Source organism: Lysobacter arenosi, assembly GCF_016613475.2.
Lineage (GTDB): Bacteria > Pseudomonadota > Gammaproteobacteria > Xanthomonadales > Xanthomonadaceae > Lysobacter_J > Lysobacter_J arenosi.
Genome location: NZ_CP071517.1, coordinates 3,618,408 through 3,640,960 on the forward strand (window position 1 = coordinate 3,618,408; position 22,553 = coordinate 3,640,960).

General features: G+C 67.6%; 22 protein-coding genes and 2 pseudogenes. 9 read left to right on the forward strand and 15 right to left on the reverse strand.

Features of this window, described 5'->3' with window-relative positions; translation table 11 throughout:
* Positions 1–69 precede the first annotated feature (69 nt).
* The 3 genes and pseudogenes from erpA to HIV01_RS16625 all read left to right on the forward strand — a co-directional run bounded on the left by erpA (position 70) and on the right by HIV01_RS16625 (position 2,475).
* Entirely contained in the window at positions 70–447 is a 378-nt protein-coding gene (gene erpA, locus HIV01_RS16615; protein WP_200608749.1) for an iron-sulfur cluster insertion protein ErpA, read from the forward strand.
* Between the two features lie 2 nt (positions 448–449).
* Positions 450–1,401 (forward strand): annotated as a pseudogene (gene nudC / locus HIV01_RS16620) (NAD(+) diphosphatase).
* Between the two features lie 126 nt (positions 1,402–1,527).
* Complete coding sequence (locus tag HIV01_RS16625) at positions 1,528–2,475, forward strand: cobalamin biosynthesis protein (RefSeq protein WP_200608747.1); 948 nt, start codon at positions 1,528–1,530, stop codon at positions 2,473–2,475.
* Positions 2,476–2,506: 31 nt separating this feature from the next.
* On the opposite strand, the gene HIV01_RS16630 is transcribed toward HIV01_RS16625, so the two are convergent.
* Positions 2,507–2,851, reverse strand: coding sequence for a CD225/dispanin family protein (locus tag HIV01_RS16630; RefSeq protein WP_200608745.1), 345 nt, complete (start codon positions 2,849–2,851; stop codon positions 2,507–2,509).
* Between the two features lie 80 nt (positions 2,852–2,931).
* The gene (locus tag HIV01_RS16635) at positions 2,932–4,818 is read right to left on the reverse strand and encodes an MFS transporter (RefSeq protein ID WP_200608743.1); all 1,887 of its coding nucleotides are present in this window, start codon (positions 4,816–4,818) and stop codon (positions 2,932–2,934) included.
* Positions 4,819–4,966: 148 nt separating this feature from the next.
* Between HIV01_RS16635 and HIV01_RS16640 the strand changes: the two genes are divergently transcribed.
* Positions 4,967–5,239, forward strand: a complete 273-nt coding sequence (locus HIV01_RS16640) for a hypothetical protein (RefSeq protein ID WP_200608741.1) — start codon at positions 4,967–4,969, stop codon at positions 5,237–5,239.
* A gap of 36 nt (positions 5,240–5,275) precedes the next feature.
* Here HIV01_RS16640 and purD read toward each other — a convergent pair whose 3' ends face one another.
* From purD to prmA, 6 genes are all read right to left on the reverse strand, one after another.
* On the reverse strand, positions 5,276–6,577 hold the full coding sequence (purD, locus tag HIV01_RS16645; protein ID WP_200608739.1) for a phosphoribosylamine--glycine ligase: 1,302 nt from the start codon (positions 6,575–6,577) through the stop codon (positions 5,276–5,278).
* 115 nt (positions 6,578–6,692) lie between these two features.
* Complete coding sequence (locus tag HIV01_RS16650) at positions 6,693–7,190, reverse strand: GNAT family N-acetyltransferase (protein WP_200608737.1); 498 nt, start codon at positions 7,188–7,190, stop codon at positions 6,693–6,695.
* A gap of 127 nt (positions 7,191–7,317) precedes the next feature.
* Positions 7,318–8,904: a bifunctional phosphoribosylaminoimidazolecarboxamide formyltransferase/IMP cyclohydrolase gene (gene purH, locus HIV01_RS16655; protein ID WP_200608735.1), complete on the reverse strand. Its 1,587-nt coding sequence runs from the start codon at positions 8,902–8,904 to the stop codon at positions 7,318–7,320.
* Positions 8,905–9,002: 98 nt separating this feature from the next.
* The gene (gene fis, locus HIV01_RS16660; protein ID WP_158732267.1) at positions 9,003–9,275 is read right to left on the reverse strand and encodes a DNA-binding transcriptional regulator Fis; all 273 of its coding nucleotides are present in this window, start codon (positions 9,273–9,275) and stop codon (positions 9,003–9,005) included.
* Between the two features lie 136 nt (positions 9,276–9,411).
* Positions 9,412–10,224, reverse strand: a complete 813-nt coding sequence (locus HIV01_RS16665; RefSeq protein ID WP_200608733.1) for a DUF3426 domain-containing protein — start codon at positions 10,222–10,224, stop codon at positions 9,412–9,414.
* A gap of 232 nt (positions 10,225–10,456) precedes the next feature.
* Entirely contained in the window at positions 10,457–11,377 is a 921-nt protein-coding gene (prmA, locus tag HIV01_RS16670) for a 50S ribosomal protein L11 methyltransferase (protein ID WP_200608732.1), read from the reverse strand.
* 186 nt (positions 11,378–11,563) lie between these two features.
* Between prmA and HIV01_RS16675 the strand changes: the two genes are divergently transcribed.
* Positions 11,564–12,592 carry a hypothetical protein gene (locus HIV01_RS16675; RefSeq protein WP_245156853.1) on the forward strand — a complete coding sequence of 343 codons (1,029 nt, stop codon included), beginning with the start codon at positions 11,564–11,566 and terminating at the stop codon, positions 12,590–12,592.
* Entirely contained in the window at positions 12,589–13,011 is a 423-nt protein-coding gene (locus tag HIV01_RS16680; RefSeq protein WP_245156854.1) for a hypothetical protein, read from the forward strand. Before HIV01_RS16675 ends, HIV01_RS16680 begins: the two co-directional genes overlap by 4 nt.
* 122 nt (positions 13,012–13,133) lie before the next feature.
* On the opposite strand, the gene accC is transcribed toward HIV01_RS16680, so the two are convergent.
* The 6 genes and pseudogenes from accC to cutA form a co-directional block, all read right to left on the reverse strand.
* The gene (accC, locus tag HIV01_RS16685) at positions 13,134–14,501 is read right to left on the reverse strand and encodes an acetyl-CoA carboxylase biotin carboxylase subunit (protein ID WP_200608730.1); all 1,368 of its coding nucleotides are present in this window, start codon (positions 14,499–14,501) and stop codon (positions 13,134–13,136) included.
* Between the two features lie 9 nt (positions 14,502–14,510).
* A complete protein-coding gene (gene accB, locus HIV01_RS16690; protein WP_200608728.1) occupies positions 14,511–14,981 on the reverse strand; it encodes an acetyl-CoA carboxylase biotin carboxyl carrier protein in 471 nt (156 codons plus the stop codon).
* 72 nt (positions 14,982–15,053) lie between these two features.
* A pseudogene (gene aroQ, locus HIV01_RS16695) lies at positions 15,054–15,486 on the reverse strand (type II 3-dehydroquinate dehydratase); the annotation flags it as partial.
* Positions 15,487–15,618: 132 nt separating this feature from the next.
* Entirely contained in the window at positions 15,619–16,221 is a 603-nt protein-coding gene (locus HIV01_RS16700; RefSeq protein ID WP_200608724.1) for a TlpA family protein disulfide reductase, read from the reverse strand.
* A complete protein-coding gene (locus tag HIV01_RS16705) occupies positions 16,221–18,623 on the reverse strand; it encodes a protein-disulfide reductase DsbD (RefSeq protein ID WP_207527017.1) in 2,403 nt (800 codons plus the stop codon). The genes HIV01_RS16700 and HIV01_RS16705 overlap by 1 nt, the downstream gene beginning before the upstream one ends.
* Positions 18,616–18,957, reverse strand: a complete 342-nt coding sequence (gene cutA / locus HIV01_RS16710; RefSeq protein WP_200608720.1) for a divalent-cation tolerance protein CutA — start codon at positions 18,955–18,957, stop codon at positions 18,616–18,618. The genes HIV01_RS16705 and cutA overlap by 8 nt, the downstream gene beginning before the upstream one ends.
* A 130-nt stretch (positions 18,958–19,087) precedes the next feature.
* Here cutA and HIV01_RS16715 point away from each other — a divergent pair, with 130 nt between their 5' ends.
* Positions 19,088–19,576: a hypothetical protein gene (locus HIV01_RS16715; protein ID WP_200608718.1), complete on the forward strand. Its 489-nt coding sequence runs from the start codon at positions 19,088–19,090 to the stop codon at positions 19,574–19,576.
* Positions 19,577–19,582: 6 nt separating this feature from the next.
* Here the strand turns inward: HIV01_RS16715 and HIV01_RS16720 are convergent, their stop codons facing one another.
* A complete protein-coding gene (locus HIV01_RS16720; RefSeq protein WP_200608716.1) occupies positions 19,583–19,984 on the reverse strand; it encodes a helix-turn-helix domain-containing protein in 402 nt (133 codons plus the stop codon).
* 518 nt (positions 19,985–20,502) lie between these two features.
* Between HIV01_RS16720 and groES the strand changes: the two genes are divergently transcribed.
* Positions 20,503–20,790: a co-chaperone GroES gene (gene groES / locus HIV01_RS16725; protein ID WP_200608714.1), complete on the forward strand. Its 288-nt coding sequence runs from the start codon at positions 20,503–20,505 to the stop codon at positions 20,788–20,790.
* A 107-nt stretch (positions 20,791–20,897) separates the two neighbouring features.
* Positions 20,898–22,535, forward strand: a complete 1,638-nt coding sequence (gene groL, locus HIV01_RS16730) for a chaperonin GroEL (protein WP_200608712.1) — start codon at positions 20,898–20,900, stop codon at positions 22,533–22,535.
* The last annotated feature ends 18 nt before the right edge of the window (positions 22,536–22,553 follow it).

The window sequence follows — 22,553 nt, forward strand, 5'->3', positions numbered from 1 at the left end:
CGCGTGCGGAACGCATCCAACCGCCCGTGAGGCTTTGAACACGACCGCCGCGCCCCCCATCCTGATCGCATGGAAACGTTCATCCCCACGCTCGCGACGCCGGATTACCAGTCGCTCGATCGCCCGCTGCAGTTCACTTCCGCGGCCGCCAGCAAGGTCCGCGAACTGATCGCCGAAGAAGGCAACGCTGCCCTCAAGCTGCGCGTCTACATCCAGGGCGGCGGTTGTTCGGGGTTCCAGTACGGCTTCGAGTTCGACGATCAGCAGGGCGAGGACGACCTGGCCGTGCACACCGACGGCGTCACCCTGCTGGTCGACCCGCTGAGCCTGCAGTACCTGATGGGCGCGCAGGTCGACTACACCGAAAGCCTGCATGGCGCGCAGTTCGTGATCCGCAATCCGAACGCGAAGACCACCTGCGGCTGCGGCTCGTCGTTCGCGGTGTGAGTATCGAACCGGCACCTTTCGCCTTCGTCGAGGCGGGCGTCGATTCCGCCTGCCGTGCCGCCCTCGACCGCGCTGATCGCCTGCGCGACGACCCCGATGCATTGAAGGCGTCCTTGGCCACGGGCGCGCGTGGTGGTGCTCGACGAACGTGGCGATGCCTATGCCGACGACGACGGCCGCTTGCTGGCGCCATACGGCGAGCAGATCAGCGAAGGCCCCGGTGGCATCGGCGCGGCCGTGTTCCTCGGTCTGGACGCGCAAGGCGGTGCCTGGTTCGCACTGGAAGGTGCATTGACGTCATTCGTGGCGCCGCGCCGGGTCGACCTGCGCAGCGCCGCCGGACTGTGGCCCGGTTTCGAAGCCAGCGTTTTCGCCCAGGCGCGCGCGCTGCAGCATTGGCGCAGTCGCCATCGCCATTGCGGCGTATGCGGTGGCGTGGTCGCGCTGTCGCGCGCCGGCTGGCAAGGCCGCTGCGAGCAATGCGGCGCCGAACATTACCCGCGTACCGACCCGGCCGTGATCGTCGCGGTCAGCGACGGTGCGCGATTGTTGCTCGGCCGGCAGAAGTCCTGGCCGGCACGGCGTTACTCGGTGATCGCCGGGTTCGTCGAGCCGGGTGAATCGCTCGAGCAGACCGTCGCGCGCGAAGTGCTCGAGGAAACTGGCGTGCGCGTGCGCACGTGCCGGTACCTGGCGTCGCAGCCATGGCCATTCCCGGGCGCGTTGATGCTCGGCTTCAGTGCACAGGCCGAAAGCGACGAGCCGCAGGTCGGCGACGAGCTCGAGGAAGCGCGCTGGTTCACGCGCGAGGAAGTACTCGCGGCGCGTGCCCGCGGCGAATGGGGCGGTGACCGCGACGATGGCCAGGGCGCAGTGCTGTCGCCCGGCATCTCGATCTCGCGATGGCTGATCGAGCAGTGGCTGCAGGCCGGCGAAGCCACGCCGGAACGTTGATTCCACTGTCTTGCGAGCGTCACGAAGCCTGGAAAGGTGACCGCTGCCTCGACCATGACAGCCATTGGCGGATGATCCTAGAATCGACCGGTTAGCCGCTGTCGCGATGCCTGGAGAGCCTGAGCAATGTCCGCAACCCTGATCGCCGTTGTCGTCGCGCTCGTGCTCGGCCATCTGGCGCAGTCGCTGGCGGCCTCGGTGCGCGACTACAGCTGGTATCGCAACTGGCTGCGCTGGCTCGATGCGCGCCTGTCGACGAACGATTTCTGGCGCGGGCGCTGGGGCCTGGTGATCGCGCTGGTGCCGCCGCTGCTCGCGGTCGGCCTGTTCCAGCTTGCCCTGCACGAACCGCTGTGGGGATTGGCCGGCCTGGCGTTCGCCATTGCCGTGCTGTTCTACGCATGGGGTCCACGCGACCTCGACCTGGACGTGGAAGCGATTGCCGGCGCAGGCGACCCGGTTTCGCGCCGCGCCGCCGCATCGCGTCTGTGGCCGGAAGGCGAGATGCCGGCGACGCTCGATGGGGCATCGCTGATCGAAGCGGTATTCCGCAACGCCCAGCAGCGCTGGTTTGGCGTGTTGTTCTGGTTCCTCCTGCTCGGGCCGGTCGGCGCGCTGCTGTACCGCTTCACGGTACTGGCCGCGCAGGGCGAGGCTTCCGCCGAACTGCCCGTGGAGACTCGCCTTGGTGCGCGCAAGCTGCTGGCCCTGCTCGACTGGCCGGTGGCGCAGCTGATGACGCTGTCGCTGGCGCTGGTTGGCAACTTCGACACCGTGCTCGGTGCATGGCGTGAAGCCGGCGGTGCGTCGTTCGATCTCGACCGGCCGTTCCTCGGCGCGGTGGCGCGTGCCAGCGTGAAGTGCGAGCTGGCAGAGGAGGCCGCAGATTACGCCAGCGACAACGGCGGCAGCGTCGAGGTGGGCGAGGGCGGCGTGCCGGCATTGCCGGCGATACCGCCGGCCTGGTCGGCCGAACTGCCGGAACTGCGCGATGCGATGAGCCTGGTCTGGCGCAGCCTGCTGGTCTGGCTGGCGGTGCTGGCGCTGTTCGTGATCGCCGGCTGGGTCAGCTGAGGTTTCTGCAGTCCGCGGCTGGCGTCCTTCGTCAGCCGTGCAGCTGGATGCGCTCGAGTTCTTCCATGATCTGCTGGTACTTCGCCCAGCCGCCGCTGTAGAAGAACAGCGCGACCACGCACAAGCCCAGGATGATCAGGACCGTGGTGATCCAGCACCATACCTTGGCGCTGCGCGAGGCTTCGCCGGCACCGGCGTCGTCACCGGCATTGAGTTTGCGGTTGACCTGCGCGCCATAGACGATCGCGACGATGCCCGAGATCGTGCCGAGGATGCAGAAGACCAGCATCGAGGCGATCGTGATCCCGATCGCCCACGGCAGGTGACTGGGCAACGCGGGCGGCGACTGGGGCGTTGCCGGTGGCAGCGTGCTCATTGGCGGCCCTGCGAGCGTGGTCAGGGCCGATCCTAGGCAGTCGCCTGTCGTTGTGGCGTGGTGACTGCCGCGCCAATGCCTCAGGCCGCGTCGCCGCGCAGCTCGCGCACCCGCGCCTCCAGCATCGGTGCATCGGCCACGGCACCGTCGATGGGAGCCTCGGCGATCACCTCCACCGGCGCGCGGAACCGGCGCGGCACCCGCATCCGGCCCAGGCGTCCGTCGCGGCGACTCCACATGCTCGTCCACATGTTGCGCAGGGCCATCGGCACCACCGGCACCGGGCGCCGCTCGAGGATGCGCTCAACGCCGGACTTGAACGGTGCGATCGCGCCATCGCGGGTCAGCCCGCCTTCCGGGAAGATGCCGACGATTTCGCCCTCCGCCAGCGCCGCGTCGATCTCGTCGAACGCGCGCTGCATCAGTTCCGGATCCTCCTTGGCGCCGGCAATCGGAATGGCCTTGGCGGTGCGGAAGATCCAGCTCATCACCGGAATGTTGAAGATCTTGTAGTACATGACGAAGCGCACCGGCCGCGGGATGCTCGCGGCCAGGATCAGCGCGTCCATGTAGCTGACGTGGTTGCACACGATCAGCGCCGCGCCTTCGTCGGGCACGTGCTTCTCCACGCCGTGCACGCGCAGCCGGTAGAGGCCGCGCACGAGCACCCAGCTGAGGAAGCGCATCAGGAATTCGGGCACGATCGTGAAGATGTAGATCGCGACCACGACGTTGGCGATCGCCAGTGCCAGGAACACCTGCGGGATCGACCAGCCGAGCAGGCGCTGCACGGCGATGCCGAGCCCGGCGGCGAGCACGATGAAGACCGCGTTCTGGATGTTCATCGCGGCGATCACGCGCGAGACCTCGTCGCGCGGCGTGCGGCTCTGGATCAACGCGAACAGCGGCACGACGAAGAAGCCGGCGAACAGGCCGATGCCGACCAGGTCCATGGCGATGCGCCAGCTGCCCGGCTGCGACAGGAAGGCGCCGACGGTGGACACCTGCGCCGGTGCCAGGCCGCTGCGGGCGAAGTACAGGTCGACCATGAAGGCGCTGATGCCGAATGCGCCCAGCGGCACCAGGCCGATCTCGACCGTGCGCGCCGACAGCTTCTCGCACAGGATCGAACCGACGCCGGTGCCGATCGAGAACAGCGCCAGGACGAATATGTAGAGCGTGCCGCTGCCGCCGAGGTTGACCTCGGCGTAGGTCGGCAGCTGCGAGGTCAGCACCGTGCCGACGAACCAGAACCACGACACGCCGAGGATGGCGTTGCGCACCGCCGGCTGCTTGCGGGCCATGCGCAGGATCGCGACCGACTCGGGAATCGGATTCCAGTTGATCTTCAGGTCCGGCGCACCGGCTTCGGCGCGCGGGATCGCACGACTGACCAGGTTGCCGGCCACCGCCAGCAGGATGATGGAAGTCGCCGCCACGATCGGGCCGTGCGCACCGGCCACGGCGAAGATCAGGCCGCCGAAGATCATGCCGGCGAGGATCGAGATCGACGTGCCCATCTCGACCAGGCCGTTGCCGCCGGTGAGTTCCTCGGGCTTGAGCACCGACGGCAGGATCGAATACTTCACCGGCCCGAACAGCGTCGATTGCAGGCCCGTGCAGAACAGCGCGACCAGCAGAACGACCATGTTCTGGGTCAGGAAGCCGACCGCGGCCAGCGACATGATCGCGATCTCCATCGTCGTGGTGATGCGGATCAGCCGCGACTTCTCCAGCTTCTCGGCGATCTGCCCGGCGGTGGCCGAGAACAGGAAGTAGGGCAGGATGAACAACGCCGGCGCGAGGTTGGTGTAGAGCGTGCGCTGCTCCGGGCTGATGCCCAGGAAGAACAGCAGGCCGATGATGGCCTGGCGGTAGACGTTGTCGTTGAAGGCACCAAATGCCTGTGTCGCGAAGAAGGGCAGAAAGCGGCGCTGCCGCAGCAGCTCGAACTGGTTATGCGCCATGCGCTGGGGAGGCCCGGTTGCGATTTGCGCGAGACTAGCAAATGGGCGTGCCAGGCGCAGTGTGAAGGTGACGCAAAGGCGTCCATTCCGCTCCCAGCCAGCTTCCCCCGCCTACCCTGCGCCGGACACCCTTGCATAAGGAGGCGTCATGACCGCGGACACCAAGACCCCGCTCGAGCACGTCAACGACACGGTGCTGCAGCTCAAGGAGATGCGTCACTACTCCAAGAACAATGTCGAGCTGCTGACGACGCAATGGCTGCTGTTCGATGGCGAGCTGTCCAAGCTCAAGAAGGCACAGGCCATCGAGGACCTGATGTCGCGCCAGGCCGAGTTCCACGATGCGCTGGAAGCGGCGATCACCGACCTGGAAGAGGTTGCGGTGAGCCTGCAGCCGCCTCCGGAAGAGGCGGCGGGTTGACCTTGGCTCAGTGAATCGGGCTCAGGTCGGTTCGCGTCACGCCGGTTCGAGATCTGCCGTTTCGCGCTCGATCGCGCGCCAGCCGATGTCGTGGCGATGGAACTCGCCGTGCCAGGAGATGCCGGCGATCTCGGCGTAGGCGCGACGCTGCGCGGCGAGCACGGTGTCACCGAGTGCGCACACGCACAGCACGCGGCCGCCGGACGTGACGACGTGCTCGCCTTCGATCCTGGTGCCGGCGTGGAAGACCTTGGTGTCGTCCAGGTCGGGCGTGTCCCATGCACCGATCACGTCGCCGACGCGCGGCGTGCCGGGATAGCCTTCGGCCGCCATCACCACGCCCAGCGACGGGCGCGGATCCCACTTCGCCGAGACTTCGTGCAGGCGTTCGTCGATCGCGGCCTCGACCAGATCGAGCAGGTCCGACTCCAGGCGCAGCATGATCGGCTGCGTTTCCGGATCGCCGAAGCGCACGTTGAACTCGATCACCTTCGGTGCGCCGGACTTGTCGATCATCAGGCCGGCATAGAGGAAACCGGTGAACGGCACACCGTCGCTGGCCATGCCGCGCACGGTCGGCTCGACCACCTCGCGCATGATGCGTGCGTGCACCTCCGGCGTGACCACCGGTGCCGGTGAGTACGCACCCATGCCGCCCGTGTTGGGGCCGGTGTCGCGGTCGCCGACGCGCTTGTGGTCCTGGCTGGTCGCCATCGGCAGGGCCGTGGTGCCGTCGACCATCGATATGAAGCTCGCTTCCTCGCCGTCGAGGAACTCCTCGATCACCACTCGCGCACCGGCGGCGCCAAACGCGTAGTCCGAGAGCATGTCGGTGATCGCTGCCTCGGCCTCTGCCAGGGTCATCGCCACGATCACGCCCTTGCCGGCGGCGAGGCCGTCGGCCTTGATGACGATCGGTGCGCCCTTCTCCTGGATGTAATCGAGGGCTGCGTCGGCTTCGGTGAACACCGCGTAGTGCGCGGTCGGGATGCCGTGGCGGGCGAGGAAGTGCTTGGCGTACGCCTTGCTGCCTTCCAGCTGTGCAGCCTGCGCGCTCGGCCCAAAGATGCGCTTGCCGGCGGCGCGGAAGCGGTCGACCACGCCGGCGACCAGCGGGCCTTCCGGGCCGACCACGGTCACTGACACGCCTTCGCTGTCGACCAGGGCGAGCAGGCCGTCGATGTCTGTCGCGGCGACGTCGACGTTGCGGCATTTCAGCTCGGCCGCGGTGCCAGCATTGCCGGGCGCGACCAGCACTTCGCCGATGCGCGGCGACTGCGCCAGTTTCCATGCCAGCGCGTGCTCGCGACCACCAGAACCGATTACGAGGACTTTCATGCGTGCTCCTGGTGTGCCGCGGCGCGGGACTGCGGATTTTACGGGACGGATGGGGTCCTGTAATGGATCAGAACGTTGTTGTCGCCCGCAATCGGCCTGATCGGCCCGGGCCCCTTTACGGCGCGGTGAAGCTCGCGTGGTACATGACTTCACCTTCGGCGACGCCATCCCCGAACGCCAGCGCCTGGAAGTACTCCGGCGGCACATCGCCGAAGCGCAGTCCCGGCATGTGGCGGAATCCGAAGCGCTGGTAGTACTCCGGCTCTCCCAGTACCACGCAGCCCAGTGCGCCGCGCTCCGCCAGTTCGCTCAGGCCGGCGCGGATGAGCGCGCTGCCGACACCGTGCTGCTGGTCCGCCGGCGTCACCGACACCGGACCCAGGCCGTACCAGCGCTCGCTGCCGTTGCCGATGCGCACCGGCGAGAACGCCACGTGGCCGGCGATGCGGCCGTCGATGTCGGCCACCAGCGACAGGCTCAGGGCGTTGTCCGCGCGCAGGGCCTCGACGATGCGCTGTTCAGTCCGGCCCGAGCCCTCCTGGTCGGCGAAGGCAGCGGCGATGACCTGGTTGATGGCCGTGTGGTCGGCCTGCGTCTCGGTTCTTATCCACATGGCACTGTGCGCCTGGTTGTTTGGGTGGAGTGTGCCGCAGCGACGGTTACGACGCGGTCAGGACCCCACAACGCATGATCCCGGCTTGCGCCGGGATCATGGAGTGCCGCTTCAGCTAAGCGCTTGCTCAGTGGCGGAAATGACGCACGCCGGTGAAGACCATGGCGATGCCGTGCTCGTCGGCGGCGGCGATGACCTCGCCGTCGCGCATCGAGCCACCGGGCTGGATCACGGCCTTGATGCCGGCCGCGGCCGCAGCGTCGATGCCATCGCGGAACGGGAAGAACGCATCCGACGCCATTACCGAACCGGGCACGACCAGCCCGGCCTCCTCGGCCTTGAGTGCGGCGATCTTCGCGCTGACCACGCGGCTCATCTGGCCGGCGCCGATGCCGATGCTGCGGTGATCCTTCGCGTAGACAATCGCGTTGGACTTGACGAACTTGGCGATGCGCCAGGCGAACAGCAGGTCGTCGAACTGCGCTGCGGTCGGCACCAGCTTGCTGACGACCTTGAGCTCGTCGCGGGTGACTTCGCGGATGTCGCTGGTCTGCATCAGCAGGCCCGAGCCGACGCGCTTGATGTCGAAATTGTTGCGGCCTTCGCCGTGCGGAATGCGCAGGACGCGGACGTTGGCCTTCTTGCGGGCGTAGTCGAGCGCGCCATCCTCGTAGTCCGGGGCGATCAGCACCTCGACGAACTGACGATCAAGGATGGCCTTGGCAGTGGCCGCGTCGAGCGTGCGGTTGAAGGCGATGATGCCGCCGAACGCGGAGGTCGGATCGGTCGCGTAAGCCAGCTCGTAGGCATCGCCGCAGGCGACGCCCTGGGCGACGCCGCAGGGATTGGCGTGCTTGACGATCACGCAGGCCGGATGCTCGAACTGGCGCACGCATTCCCACGCGGCGTCGGCATCGGCGAGGTTGTTGAAGCTCAGTTCCTTGCCCTGCAGCTGGGTGAACGTCGCCAGCGTGCCCGGCACCGGATACAGGTCGCGATAGAACGCGCCGTGCTGGTGCGGGTTCTCGCCGTAGCGCAGGTCCATGACCTTGACGAAGTTGCTGTTCTGCTGCGCCGGGAACAGCGCGCGGCTGCCATCGGCCTGCAATGCCGAGAGGTAGTCGCTGATGCAGGCGTCGTACTGGGCGACGCGGTTGAACGCGGCCACCGACAGGGCGAAGCGCGTGGAGGCGGCGAGTGCGCCGTCGTTGCCCTGCAGTTCGCTGATGATGCCGGCGTATTGCGCCGGATCGGTGGCGACGGCGACGCGGGCGAAGTTCTTCGCGGCCGAACGCAGCATCGCCGGGCCACCGATGTCGATGTTCTCGACGATGTCTTCCATGCTGCTGGACGGGTCCGCCGAGACCTTCTCGAACGGATACAGGTTCAGCACCAGCAGGTCGATCGCGCCGATGCCGTGTTCGGCCATCACCGCATCGTCCGTGCCGGCGCGACCGAGCAGGCCGCCGTGCACCAGCGGGTGCAGGGTTTTGACCCGGCCGTCCATCATTTCCGGGAAACCGGTGACGTCCGAAACGTCCTTGACCGCCAGTCCGGCCTCGCGGATGGCCTTGGCGGTGCCGCCGGTGGACAGCAGCTCCACGCCGTGGGCGGCCAACGCCTGGGCAAGGTCGATCAGGCCGGTCTTGTCGGACACGGACAGCAGCGCGCGGCGGATCTTCACCGGCGAGGCGGGCAAACGCTCGGAAGTCATGTGGGGAGGGGGACGGCGACGGGAGCCGGGAATTATACCGGGACCGGGTCGGTCACCGCCGCAGCGGCGGGTGTCGCGGCCGGAGCCGCTGCCGCAGGTCAGTCGAGGCCGTACTCGCGCAGCTTCTTGCGCAGCGTGGCGCGATGGATGCCGAGCATCGACGCGGCGCGGCTCTGGTTGCCGTCGCAGTGCTGCAGCACTTCGATGAAAAGCGGGATCTCGAGTTCGCGCAGCGCGATCTCGTAGAGGTTCTCGGTCTCGCTGCCGTCAAGGTCGCCGAGGAAGCGGCGGATCGACGTCGCGACATGATCGCGCAACGGTACGCGCGGTGCGCTACGTGCGGAGTCGGTTCGGTCGGCGGCTGCGTTCAACATGATCCCCAGGGTGTACGCGTTGCTTCGGTGTTTCGCAGGTGCTGCGGCGGTGCCGTCGGTCCGGGCAGGGGAGCCGACGGGAAGCGGAGTCTAGCGCGGGCCTGTCGCAGGCGACAATGTGATGGCTCACCCTTCATCGGAAGTCGAAGGTAAACGCGACAATTCGCGGCGCCGGTTCGATGACATCCAGCGTCACGGTCGCGCTCTGTCCGGGCAGCAGGACGTCAGTGGCCTTTTGACCGGGACGGTACTCGCCAGGGGTGAACGCGCGCTGTCCGGCCAAGCGGCCGTCGACATCGGACAGGCCGAGCAGCAGCGTCGGCCACGGCTGCGGCCAATGCGCGTCGTTGCGGAAACTCGCTTCCACGGCGAGCACGCCGGCGCTGCCGGGTTTGGCCCGCACGTTGCGCTGGATCATGGTGAACGCCGCGGGCTCGTGCCAGGGCGGCACGTCGCAGCCGGCGACGGTGCAAAGCGCCGAAACATAGGGGCGCCAGCGTGCATCGGCGGCCAGCTCGCGGCGCTGTGCCAGCAGCAGTTGCAAGCCCAGCAGCAGTACCAGCCCGGCCAGTGCCGCGTACCAGCGCCAGTGCAGGCGTGCGTTATCAGCGGCGCGATCGCGACTGGCGAAACTGGGTTCACCCTTGCGCCGCGGACGCGCGCCGCGGCGTTGCCGTCGTGGCGCGGCGGGACGGATCGCGGCGGCCTCGATGGCCTGTTCGAATGTCGGTGTTGCCGGTTCGCTTTCGGTCGTGTCCGCTGCAGGTGCATCAGCTGCAGGCGCGCCGGCCGCCGGTTGCGCGACGACTGCGTCGGCTTGCAGCAGCTCGGTCGATTCCTGTGACGGTGTCGCCGTCGTCGGACTGGCGACATCGGCACATTCGACGGCGGGTGCATCGTCCGTCGCGATCACTTCGTCCGCAATCACGTCGGGTGACTCGACCATGCCGTCGCAACGCGGGCACCGCTGCGGTGCGCGATCGCGTGTGGCGATCAGCGCAACCAGGAATCCGCAATGAGGGCACGGGACGAACATGGCGTGAGTCGGGTTGAAGCCGGAATGGGTGAGCGGTGAGGCGACGGCACCGGACCGTCAGGCATTGCCCGGCCTTCGGCCATGCTCGTGCCCGTTGTTCGATCCGGTGAATCCCCGGTCGTATTCAAGCACGTCGACGCGGTCAGCGGCGACGTACGCCTGTGACGCGGATCCAGTCTTCGAGTCGATCGGCCTGCAGCGAGTCGAAATCGGCGGCATAGCGCGCGATCACCTCGTCCTCCTGGCCGGCAAGGATCCCCGACATGGCGATGCGGCCACCGGGGGCGACCCGTGCGGCCAGGGTGTCGGCCAGCGCCACCAGGGCCGAGGCGAGAATGTTGGCGACGACAACCGGGTAGGTTGCCGCCGGCTCCTGGTCGGGCATCCAGGCCTGCAGGCGCTCGCCGACGCCGTTGCGTTCGGCGTTGTCGGCGGTGGCAATCAGGGCCTGCGGGTCGTTGTCGACGCCGATGGCCTGTGCCGCGCCGAGCTTGAGCGCGGCCAGGGCGAGGATGCCCGAGCCGCAGCCGAAGTCGAGGACGCGGGCGCCGGCCAGCGCGCCCTCGCTGGCGAGCTGGTCCAGCCACTGCAGGCACAGCGCGGTGGTCGGGTGCGTGCCCGAGCCGAAGGCCAGGCCCGGGTCGAGGCGGACGACTGCTGCATCGGCGGCGTCGGCGCCGGCGGGAAGGTCATGGTTCCACGGCACGATCCAGGTGCGCGTGCCGAACTGGAGTGGTTCGTACTGGTCCATCCAGGCCCGTTCCCAATCCTGGTCGGCTACGTCGCGGAAGCTGGCGCGCGACCAGTCCAGGTCCTCGTCGGCGGCGCTCAGGGCGTACAGCAGCAGCTCCTGCGGCGTACCACCCTCGAACAGGGCCGTCAGCGTCAACTCGTGCCACAGCGGGGTCTGGCCGACGCCCGGCTCGAAGATCGCCTGCTCGTCCGGGGCGTCTGCGTGCGCGTCGGCGAGGGTGACGGCCAGGGCACCGACGTTCTCCAGGGCGCGCTCATAGCGCGGTTGCTGGACTTCGGTACAGGGCACGGTGAGTTCGAGGTAAGGCATGGCGGCGGGCGCGATGGACCGCGCAGGGGCAAGGGGGGCGGCCATGTTGCGGGGTGGGGCGGTCGGCGTAAAGCGAGCAAGTCTGCTCGCCAGCCGGCGGCGAGGCGGCGCGGCTTGTCCGGCCCGTCGGATTGACCCGCCCGTTCAGTCAGACCGCACGCTGTGGCGGAGTCGCCATGCCCTAGAATGGCCGCCTTATTCGCCGAAACCGGCCACATGCGGATGTCGGACACGCTGGAAACAGGATTCAGAGGGCGACCCCATGGGGGATCGGGCACGCGTGCGCGCGTCTCGGTCGCCGTGGTGGCGCTGTCGATCCTGTTCGTGGCCGGTGCGGCTTGGGTTCGCAGCCATCATTCCAATGCCGGCACGAGCGGCATCCTGAAACTGGGCGCGGTGGACGCAGCGATTGCGGAGCAGTCCATCGGTGGCGACATGCCGCCTTCGCAGGCGATCTCGGTGGCGCCGGTTGCCAGGCACGTGCCGCAGATCCGCGTCGAGTTCGAAAGTAGCGACGACCTGTTTGCGTACATGCAGTCGCTAGAACCAGCGGTGCGCCGGGGCGACGCCGAGGCGAAGTGGATGGTCAGTCGCGTCTACGACTACTGCTCCGGGTATGCCATGGCGCCCGCCGCGTTTGCGCGCGACACCCAGGTCATCCGCGAGATGGCGATGCGCGGCTCGCCGGCAATGGCTGCGGCGCGCGAACGTGTCAGCCACCGTTGCTCCCGGTTCGTGCCGCAGGACGACCTGTCGCCGCGCATGATCGTGGTCAAGCGCACCGAAGCGGCCGAAGCGGGCAGCCTGGCCGCCGAAGCTTCGCTGCTGGCCACCGGCAAGCCGGTCAAGCAAGGCGAGGACTACGCACGCGACCTCGTGGAGCGAGTGCAGGAATCGAAGGATCCCGATGCCTACTCGGCGCTGTCGCCGGGCATGGGCATCGCTTCCAGCGGTCGTGTGTCGATGACCGACCAGGTCGCCGGCACCCAGTTCTCCGAACTGGCCTGGCAACTGGCGGCATGCAGGCTCGGCCTCGACTGCGGGCCGCAGAGTTCGTTGATGACGTCTTACTGCGCCAACGGCGGGATCTGTTCGACAGACCCGTCGCAGGATTTCACCAGTTTCGTATACGACGCCGCGATTCCGCGCCAGGGCGTCGATGTGGTCAATGCAATGGTCGACTCGCTGATGCGCGAGAAGAGGAAAGGACAATGATGAAGCTTGGATTCGGCGACAAGGCGCGCCGGTACTTCTGGGTGCTGCTGTTCGCCACCTATTCGGTGTCGGCGGCTGGCGTGGTGATCGACGTGCTCGGCGACGAGTACCGGCACCTGTCCCAGGTGGCGGTGACCACGGTGGACGCCGACGAGGACGTGCGCATGTCCGGCGCGGCCCAGGTGGCGGCGGTCTATCGCGCCAGCAGCGGCGCGCCGTTCTCGACCCTGCCGCCGGGCAGCACGTTCAAGATGGTCTGGCCCGACGGTTCGAGCGAGTACGTGATGATCGTCAGTCCGTCCTCGAACGTGGGGGTCGAGTCGATTCCCGGCAGCGCGCAGAAGGCGCAGGCATTGGACAAGGGTGCCGTGGACAACGATGCCTCGGCCGATGCCTCCACGATCGTGGGCTCGCGCTGACCTGACCGCCATCCCGGCGAACGCCGGGACCCAGGCTGGCCGCCTCTCCGGCCTGGCAAGCATCATCAAATGAAAAACGGCGCCCAGGGGCGCCGTTTTTCTTTGCCGCGTCGCAGCGCCGATCACACGATCGACAGCGCCTTTTCCTTTTGTTCCTTCAGGCGCTTTTCCAGGTAGTGGATGTTCATCCCACCCTGCTGGAAACCGGCGTCCGACATGATCCGCTGCTGCAGCGGCACGTTGGTCTTGATGCCGTCGACGACCATCTCGCTCAGCGCCACGCGCATGCGCGCGATCGCGGTCTCGCGATCCGGGCCGTGCACGATCAGCTTGCCGATCATCGAGTCGTAGTTCGGCGGCACGCGATAGCCTTCGTAGATGTGGCTGTCGACGCGCACGCCCGGGCCGCCCGGGGCATGGAAGTGCTGGATCAGGCCCGGGAACGGCATGAACGTCTCCGGATCCTCGGCGTTGATGCGGCACTCGATCGCATGGCCTTCCAGCACCACGTCGCTCTGCTTGATGGCGAGCTTGTGGCCCGCGGCGATGTTGAGCTGTTCGCGCACCAGGTCGATGCCGGTGACCATCTCGGTGACCGGATGCTCCACCTGGATGCGGGTGTTCATCTCGATGAAGTAGAAGCGGCCGTTCTCGTACAGGAACTCGAACGTGCCGGCGCCGCGGTAGCCGATGCGCAGGCAGGCCTCGACGCAGACCTTGCCGATCTCGGCGCGCTGCTCGGGGGTGATGCCCGGTGCCGGCGCTTCCTCGACCACCTTCTGGTGGCGGCGCTGCATCGAGCAGTCGCGCTCGCCCAGGTGGATGGCGTTGCCCTGGCCGTCGGCGAGGACCTGGATCTCCACGTGGCGCGGGTTCTCCAGGAACTTCTCCATGTAGACCATGTCGTTGCCGAACGCAGCCTTGGCCTCGGACTTGGTGGTCTGGATGGCCACCGTCAGGTGCGCTTCGGTGTGGACCACGCGCATGCCGCGACCGCCACCGCCACCGGCCGCCTTGACGATGATCGGGTAGCCGATCTCGCGCGCGATCTTGACGTTGGTGGCCGGGTCGTCGCCGAGCGGACCGCCGCTGCCGGGCACGCACGGCACGCCGGCGGCCTTCATCGCGCGGATCGCTTCGACCTTGTCGCCCATCAGGCGGATGGTGTCGGCCTTCGGCCCGATGAAGATGAAGCCCGACTGCTCCACGCGCTCGGCGAAGTCGGCGTTTTCCGAGAGGAAGCCGTAACCGGGGTGGATGGCCTGGGCGTCGGTGACCTCGGCGGCGGCAATGATCTGCGCCATGTTGAGGTAGCTGTCGGTCGACGGTGCCGGGCCAATGCAGACCGACTCGTCGGCCATGGCGACGTGCTTGAGGTTGCGGTCGACGGTGGAGTGCACCGCGACCGTACGGATGCCCAGCGCGTGGCACGCGCGCAGGATGCGCAGCGCGATCTCACCGCGGTTGGCAATTACGACTTTATCGAGCATGGGCTGATCTCAACCGATGACGAACAGCGGCTGGTCGAACTCGATCGGCTGGCCGTTCTCGACCATCACCTTCAGCACGGTGCCGGCAACGTCGGCCTCGATCGGGTTGAACATCTTCATGGCTTCGATGATGCCCAAGGTATCGCCGGCCTTGACCGCCTGGCCGACGGTGACGAACGCCGGCTTGTCCGGCGACGGCGAGCCGTAGAACGTGCCGACCATCGGCGCGCGCACGACATGGCCCTCGGGCAGGTCTGCCTGCGGCTTGGCGTGGCCGCCGGTGGCGGCCTCGGTCGGGCCGTGCATCGGCATCACCGGCGCATGGGCGACCGGGGCGGCGTGCATGACCGGCGCGGCCACGGCGACGCCGCGCGGCGTGCGGGCCAGGCGGACGGACTCTTCGCCTTCCTTGATCTCGATCTCGGCGAGGTTGGACTCCTCGAGCAGGTCGATGAGTTTCTTGATTTTGCGCAGGTCCATGGTGGGCCTCAGGGTCGTTGATGGTGGTCGTCCCGGAATACGGGGCGACGGTCTTGAAAGGGAAATCAGGCCCAGGCGCTTGAGCGCGGCGTCGAGGGCGTAGCGGTAGCTGTCGGCGCCGAAGCCGCAGACCACGCCGACGGCGAGGTCGCTGAAGTAGCTGGTGTGGCGGAACGGTTCGCGCCGGTGCGGGTTGGACAGGTGCACTTCGTAGAAGGGGATGGCGACTGCCGCCAGCGCGTCGCGGATGGCCACGCTGGTATGGGTGAACGCCGCCGGGTTGATCAGGACCAGCGCCGTGCCGTCCTCGCGGGCGGCCTGGATGCGGTCGACCAGGACATGCTCGGCATTGGCTTGCAGGCTGTCGTAGGCATGACCGGCCGCTTCGGTGCGCTGGCGCAGGTCGGCGTCGATGTCGGCCCAGGGTGGCGTGGCCATACACCTCCGGCTCGCGGCTGCCGAGCAGGTTGAGGTTGGGGCCGTGCAGAACCAACAACTTCGCCATGGCGGACCCGCGCTGCTCCCTACGAACTGCCTCAAAGGCGGGCAGTGTGCGCGATGCCGGCCGAGGTGTCCAGACGTTCGCTACCGTATCGACGAAGTTGTCAGGATTTAAGCAGTTGTTTGAGTGGTCGCTCTAATTTGCGACCCAGTTGTCGATTTCGCCGTGCGCGAACGGGCCGATCTTCTGCTTCAGCAGTCGCCCGTCGGCGGAAACCAGCACGGTATAGGGCAAAACGCCCTTGGCATTGCCCAGTTGCACACCGGCGTCGCGCGGGCCGGCCTGGTCGAGCAGGATCGGGTAGCGGACCGGAATGCGCTGCAGGAACGCCCGCACGGAGGCGGCATCATCCAGCGCGATGCCGACCACTTGCGTGCCGTTGGCATCCTGGCTGGCCGCAAAGCGGTCGAGCTCGGGCATTTCCTCGATGCACGGGCCGCACCAGCTCGCCCAGAGGTTGATCACGATCGGACGGCCGGAATAATCGGCCGGAATCCGCACCGGCGTGCTGTCGAGTCCCGGCAGCTGAAGGGCCGGAATCGCTTCGCCGCGACGGGCCACCGCCAGGCCGGCCGGAGGGGCCGGCGCGCTGGCATCCATCACCGTCTGCAAAGCGCGCTGGCCCACTTCGCTGCGCAGCAGCGGCCCGGGACCGTTCGACCAGAGCCCGGCGAGGACGCCGAGCGTGCCGGCGGCCACGGCGACCAGCAGGATCTTGCTGGTGGCGCTCAGTGCCATCAGCGGCTGGCCTTGCCGATGCGCTCGACGAAGGGAGCGGGCGCTTCGAAGCCGAACAGGCGCAGGTTGCGGCGCTCGCTGCCATCGACGTAATACAAGGTGGCCGGCGGCCCGATGATGCCCAGCTGCTTCATCAGGGCCTGGTCGACGTCGTCATTGGCGGTGACGTCCGCCTTGAGCAGGACGAAGCCGGACAGTGCCGCATGCACCGAGGCCTCGGGGAAGGTGTACTTCTCCATCTCCTTGCAGGCCACGCACCAGTCGGCATAGAAGTCGAGCATGACCGGCTTGCCGGCGGCCTTCGCCGCGCCGACTTCGCGCTCGAGATCGGCCAATGACTTGATCTTGCGGAACGGAAGTTCAGCCGCGTGCGCAGTGTTGCCACCGCGCAGGCCGGCCAGCGGTTGCAGCGGATCGCTGCCGCCGGCCATCGCGCCGACCAGCTGCGTCGCGCCGACCACGCCCAGCAGCAGCGCCGTCGTCCAGCCGAGCACGCGCACGCCGTAGCGCTGCGCGGCCTTGATTGCCACCGCGATCGTGGCCGCCGCTGCCAGCAGCAGCACGCCCCACAGCGCCAGCGTCGCAGCACCGGGCACGACGCGCGACAGCATCCATACCGCCAGGCCGAGGAAGATGAAACCGAACGCGCGCTGCACCGCCACCATCCACGGGCCGCTGGTAGGCAGCCCCTTGCCGGCGGCGACGCCGAAGGCCAGCAGCGGCACGCCCATGCCCATCGCCAGCAGGAACAGTGCGGCACCGCCGAACACCGGATCCTGGGTCTGGCCGATATAGAGCACGCCTGCCGCCAGTGGCGGTGCCACGCACGGGCCGACGATCAGCGCCGACAATGCGCCCATCACCGCCACGCCGGCCCAGGAGCCGCCGCGCTGGTGATCGCTCATCGAGCCGAGCTTGTTGCGCAGGCCGGCCGGCAACTGCAGCTCGTAGAGGCCGAAACTCGACAGCGCCAACGCCACGAACAGCAGCGCAAACGCACCGATCACCCACGGGTTCTGGAAGGCGATCTGCAGGTTGGCGCCGACCAGGCCGGCAATCACGCCGGCGACGGTGAACACCAGGGCGCTCGCCAGCACATAGACGAAGGACAGCGCGAATGCGCGACGCGCGCCCAGGCCCGGACCGTGCCCGGCGATCAGCCCGGACAGGATCGGGATCATCGGCAGCACGCACGGCGTGAACGAGAGCAGCAGGCCGAAGCCGAAGAAGCTCGCCAGCGCCCACCAGCGGTTGGGACCGGCCAGCGATGCGGCCAGGCGGCTGTCTTCGGCGAGCTCGCCGGACTTCGTGTCCGCTCTCGACGCTCCGCTTGAAGCATCGGGCTCAACGGCAGGAGCAGCTGAGGCGGCAGCGCTCTGCTGACTTTCCTTCGAAGGCAGGGCCGGAGCCGGGTCGGGTTGAGCGTCAGCCGCAGCCGCGCCAACCACTCCGGCCGGCAGCGCAACAGAAACGGTTCGCGTCATCGGCGGATAGCAGATGCCATCGGTCTGGCATCCCTCGAAGCCTGCGGTCAGTCGCACCGTGGCCGCATCGGCCTTGCTGCGCGTGAGCGCAACCGGCAATTCGACCTGGTCGAAATAGACCACCACGTTGCCGAAGTGCTCGTCGCGGTGGGCAACGCCCTGCGGCCAGCGCGGCTTGCCCAGCGCGATGCCGGCCTTCGTCGCCGCGTCATCCAGGCGCAGCGTGGTCTTGTCGCGATACAGGTAATAGCCCGGCGCCGGAGTGAGGCGCAGCAGCAGCGTGTTGCCGTCGCCGGCAATCGCTTCGAAGCCGAAGGCCTGCTCTGGTGGCAGCGGCAAGGCATCGGTGGCGCCGGCCTTGCCGGCCAGCAATCCGCCGCCCAGCGGCACGGCGCCGCGCGCAGGACCAAAGGCGACCGCCGGTTGCGCAGCTGCCGCACTTGCCTCGGGCAGGGTGACGCTGAGGCTGCGCGTTTGCGGCGGATAGCAGATGCCGGCGTCGGCGCAGCCCTGGTAACGCACCTTCAGGGTGACCTGGCGTGCGCCGCCCTGGGCCTGGCCCGGCAACACCGCGGTGAGCGCCTGGCGATAGGTCTCGACCCGGCCGAAGAACTCGTCCTCGTGCGCCTTGCCCTGCGGCAACTGCAGCGGCTGCGCGGCGAATGCGGCATCGGACTGCACCGCAATGCGGTGCTTGTACAGGTAGTAGCCGTCGGCGATGCGCCAGTGGATCTCGATCCGGTCGCCGCCGGGCGCCTGTGCGCGCAAGGCGAACGCCTCGTCGACGGGCAGCAGGTCGTCGGGATTGATCGCGGCATGCGCCGGCGTGGCGACCAGGCCCGACGTGGCCAGTGCCGTTGCGGTGAGGACCAGGGTCAGCAGCGCGCCGCGGAGGCGAAATTGAATGGATTCAGTCATCTTTCCGGGTCTGTTCGGCCACCCACTGCAAGTAGGGGGCAAGGCCGCCAACGGCTTCGACCGCGACCGCCTCGGGCAGTTCATAGGAGTGCAGCGCCTGCAGCCGCGCGATCAGCGCGTCCTGGCGATCGGCGGTGGTCTTGATCAGCAGCAGGACTTCTTCGGCCTGCTCGATCGCCCCTTGCCAGCGGTATGTCGACGACACCCCGGGCAGGACGTTGACGCACGCGGCCAGGCGCTCGCCGACCAGGGCCCTGGCGATGGCATCGGCGCTTTGCGGATCGGCGCAGGTACTGAGGACCAGCCGTACGGGCGAGGCGGGGGACGGGGTCATGAGGGGCGCAAGTGTAGCCGCCGCCCCGCGGGCGGGCGAATCGTCCCGCCCGGAACCCGGCCTGCGCAGGCCGGCGGCGGATGACGTAGGCTGCCGGCGCCGGCCTGGTCCGGACGTTCGAGGAGGTTCGATGCCACACCGCCATTTCCCGCGGATCACCGCCGTTGCCGCCAGGGCCATCCTCGCCCTGGGGCTGTTTGCCGTGCTGCCGGCTACCGCGGCCACGCAGGCGGCGCCCGCCTACGGCATCGACGTGCACGCCGCCTGCCGCTTGGCTGCCGGCGCGACGTCGCGCCTGCTGGTGGACCTGAGCTGCGAAAGCGCCATGAGCTGCTGGGGCGAGCCGGACGCGATGACGCTGATCGACGCCACAACAGGCGAGACGGTGGCCAGCTCGCCGGGTGAGCTGCTTTATGTCGATTCCGGCGGCAATGTGCTGGCCGATCCGCCGATGCAGGGCACGATCCGCGCGATCTGGGCGGCGGCCATCGCGGCACCGCCGGCGCCGGCGAAGCTGCAACTGGCTGTCGACGGTGTCGCCGCTACCGCGGCGTTCGAGCCGGCGGCCGAATGCGCGGCATTGCCGGCCGGTGCGGTGAAGCGCCTTTCCGGCGGCTGATTCGGTTTACACGGAAGCGGGCTTGCCGCGTCCGCGCCCGGTGCGCAGCTGCGCCAGTTGCTCCACGACTTCCACCAGCGGCGCCTTCGAGCGCGTCGGCGCTTCGCGGAACGCGACCAGCAGCCTCAGCTCCAGCGGGTCGTCGACGAGCAGCGCGTCCGCGGCCGCGACCGAGTCCAGCGCGGTGTCCGCCGACAGGCTCATCGTGCCGCGGCCGGTGGCCAGCCATTCGAACTGCACGCCGGTCACCATCGCGATTTCGCGCAGGTGCGCCACGCTTGGATACTTGCCGCGTGCCGCCTCCCAATGGCCGACGGCGCTGCGTTGCACGCCGACCGCCGCGCCCAGGGCGGCCTGGGACAGGCCGCAATGGCGTCGAGCCAGGCGAATGCGCTGCTGGGGTGTCATGTGGCCTCCGACCTTGGATACCGATATTCACCAGGTGACTGAGATTCACCCAATGCTGTGCGCACTGGGTAGCACTATGCGCCGATTGCAGCAGTGAAGTTCAATAGTTTCAAGCATTCCATGAAGGACGTGATACCGGGAGTCAGCAGGACACCGCTGGTCGAAAAAGCCCGCAGGGACGAAGATTGACCCCTGCCGACAAGGGCGTTGGTAGTGACAAGGCGTCGGTTCGGGGCCGTGCGCAGGACGCGACGAGCACAGGACAGCCACCTCCGTACCAGAAAGAGCGCGTTCCCTCGGGGCGCGCTCTTTCTTTTTGTCGGGTGGACGCTCGCCCAGGACGGCGCTGACGCTTCGGCCCTTGAAAGGCCTTCACGCGGACCCAATCTCCCCCGCTGTCCCGGTTCGCCGGGTTTCTTCGTCCCTGACATTGGCACTCGTCAGGGTCGACTGCTAAAATTCAGGCCGTTTTGCTGTCCGTTCAATAACTTACGTAAATCCCTCGGAGATTTGTCGCGATGAATATCAAGCCGCTCTACGACCGCGTGGTCATCAAGCGCATGGAAGAAGAAAAGATGTCCGCTGGCGGCATCGTGATTCCGGACTCGGCCACCGAGAAGCCGATCAAGGGTGAAGTCGTCGCCGTCGGCACCGGCAAGGTCCTCGACAACGGCAACGTCCGCCCGGTTTCGGTCAAGGTCGGCGACAAGGTCCTGTTCGGCAAGTACAGCGGTACCGAGGTCAAGCTCGACGGCACCGAATACCTGGTGGTCAAGGAAGACGACATCTTCGCCGTGCTCGCCTAAGAGCGCCCGGAGCGGGCAGGGAACGTCGCGCAATGCGCGCTTCCTCCGCCCCTCGTCTTTGTTGATCCAGTTCCACATTCCCCAATTCGCTTTTGAGGTAATAGAAAATGGCTGCCAAGGAAATTCGTTTCGGTGAGGACGCGCGCGTCAAGATGCTGCGCGGCGTCAATGTGCTCGCCAATGCCGTCAAGGCCACGCTCGGCCCGAAGGGTCGCAACGTCGTGCTCGAGAAGAGCTTCGGCGCCCCGACCATCACCAAGGACGGCGTCTCCGTCGCCAAGGAAATCGAGCTTGCCGACAAGTTCGAGAACATGGGCGCGCAGATGGTGAAGGAAGTCGCTTCCAAGACCTCCGACAACGCCGGTGACGGCACCACCACCGCCACCGTGCTGGCCCAGGCGCTGATCCGCGAAGGCATGAAGGCCGTCGCCGCCGGCATGAACCCGATGGACCTCAAGCGCGGTATCGACAAGGCCGTCGTCGCTGCCGTAGACGAGCTGAAGAAGATCTCCAAGCCGTCCTCGACCAGCAAGGAAATCGCCCAGGTCGGTACGATCTCGGCCAACTCCGACGCCAACATCGGCGACCTGATCGCCCAGGCGATGGACAAGGTCGGCAAGGAAGGCGTGATCACCGTTGAAGACGGTTCGGGCCTGGAGAACGAGCTCGACGTCGTCGAGGGCATGCAGTTCGACCGCGGCTACCTGTCGCCGTACTTCATCAACAACCAGCAGTCGATGCAGGCCGAGCTGGACGATCCGTTCATCCTGCTGCACGACAAGAAGATCTCCAACGTGCGTGACCTGCTGCCCGTCCTCGAGGGCGTGGCCAAGGCTGGCAAGCCGCTGCTGATCATCGCCGAGGAAGTCGAAGGCGAAGCGCTGGCGACCCTGGTGGTCAACACCATCCGCGGCATCGTCAAGGTCTGCGCCGTCAAGGCTCCGGGCTTCGGCGACCGTCGCAAGGCGATGCTGGAAGACATGGCCGTCCTCACCGGCGGCACCGTGATCTCCGAGGAAGTCGGCCTGCAGCTGGACAAGGCCACCATCAAGGATCTGGGTCGCGCCAAGAAGGTGCAGATCTCCAAGGAGAACACCACCATCATCGACGGCGCCGGCGAAGTGTCGGGCATCGAAGGCCGCATCAAGCAGATCAAGGCGCAGATCGAGGAGACCTCCTCCGACTACGACCGCGAGAAGCTGCAGGAGCGCGTGGCCAAGCTGGCCGGCGGCGTTGCTGTGATCAAGGTCGGTGCTTCGACCGAGATCGAGATGAAGGAAAAGAAGGCTCGCGTCGAAGACGCCCTGCACGCCACGCGTGCTGCCGTTGAAGAGGGCATCGTCCCGGGCGGCGGCGTTGCGCTGCTGCGCGCCAAGGCCGCGATCGCCAACCTCAAGGGTGCCAACGAAGACCAGAACCACGGCATCCAGATCGCCCTGCGCGCGATGGAAGCGCCGCTGCGCGAGATCGTGACCAACGCCGGCGAAGAGCCGTCGGTCATCGTCAACAAGGTCGCCGAGGGCAAGGGCAGCTTCGGCTACAACGCCGCCAACGGCGAGTTCGGCGACATGATCGAGCTGGGCATCCTGGACCCGACCAAGGTCACCCGCACCGCGCTGCAGAATGCAGCTTCCATTGCCGGCCTGATGATCACGACCGAAGCGATGGTCGCCGAGCTGCCGAAGAAGGACGAGCCGGCGATGCCGGGCGGCGGCATGGGCGGCATGGGCGGCATGGACTTCTAAGTCCGTCCCTCCAGTTGC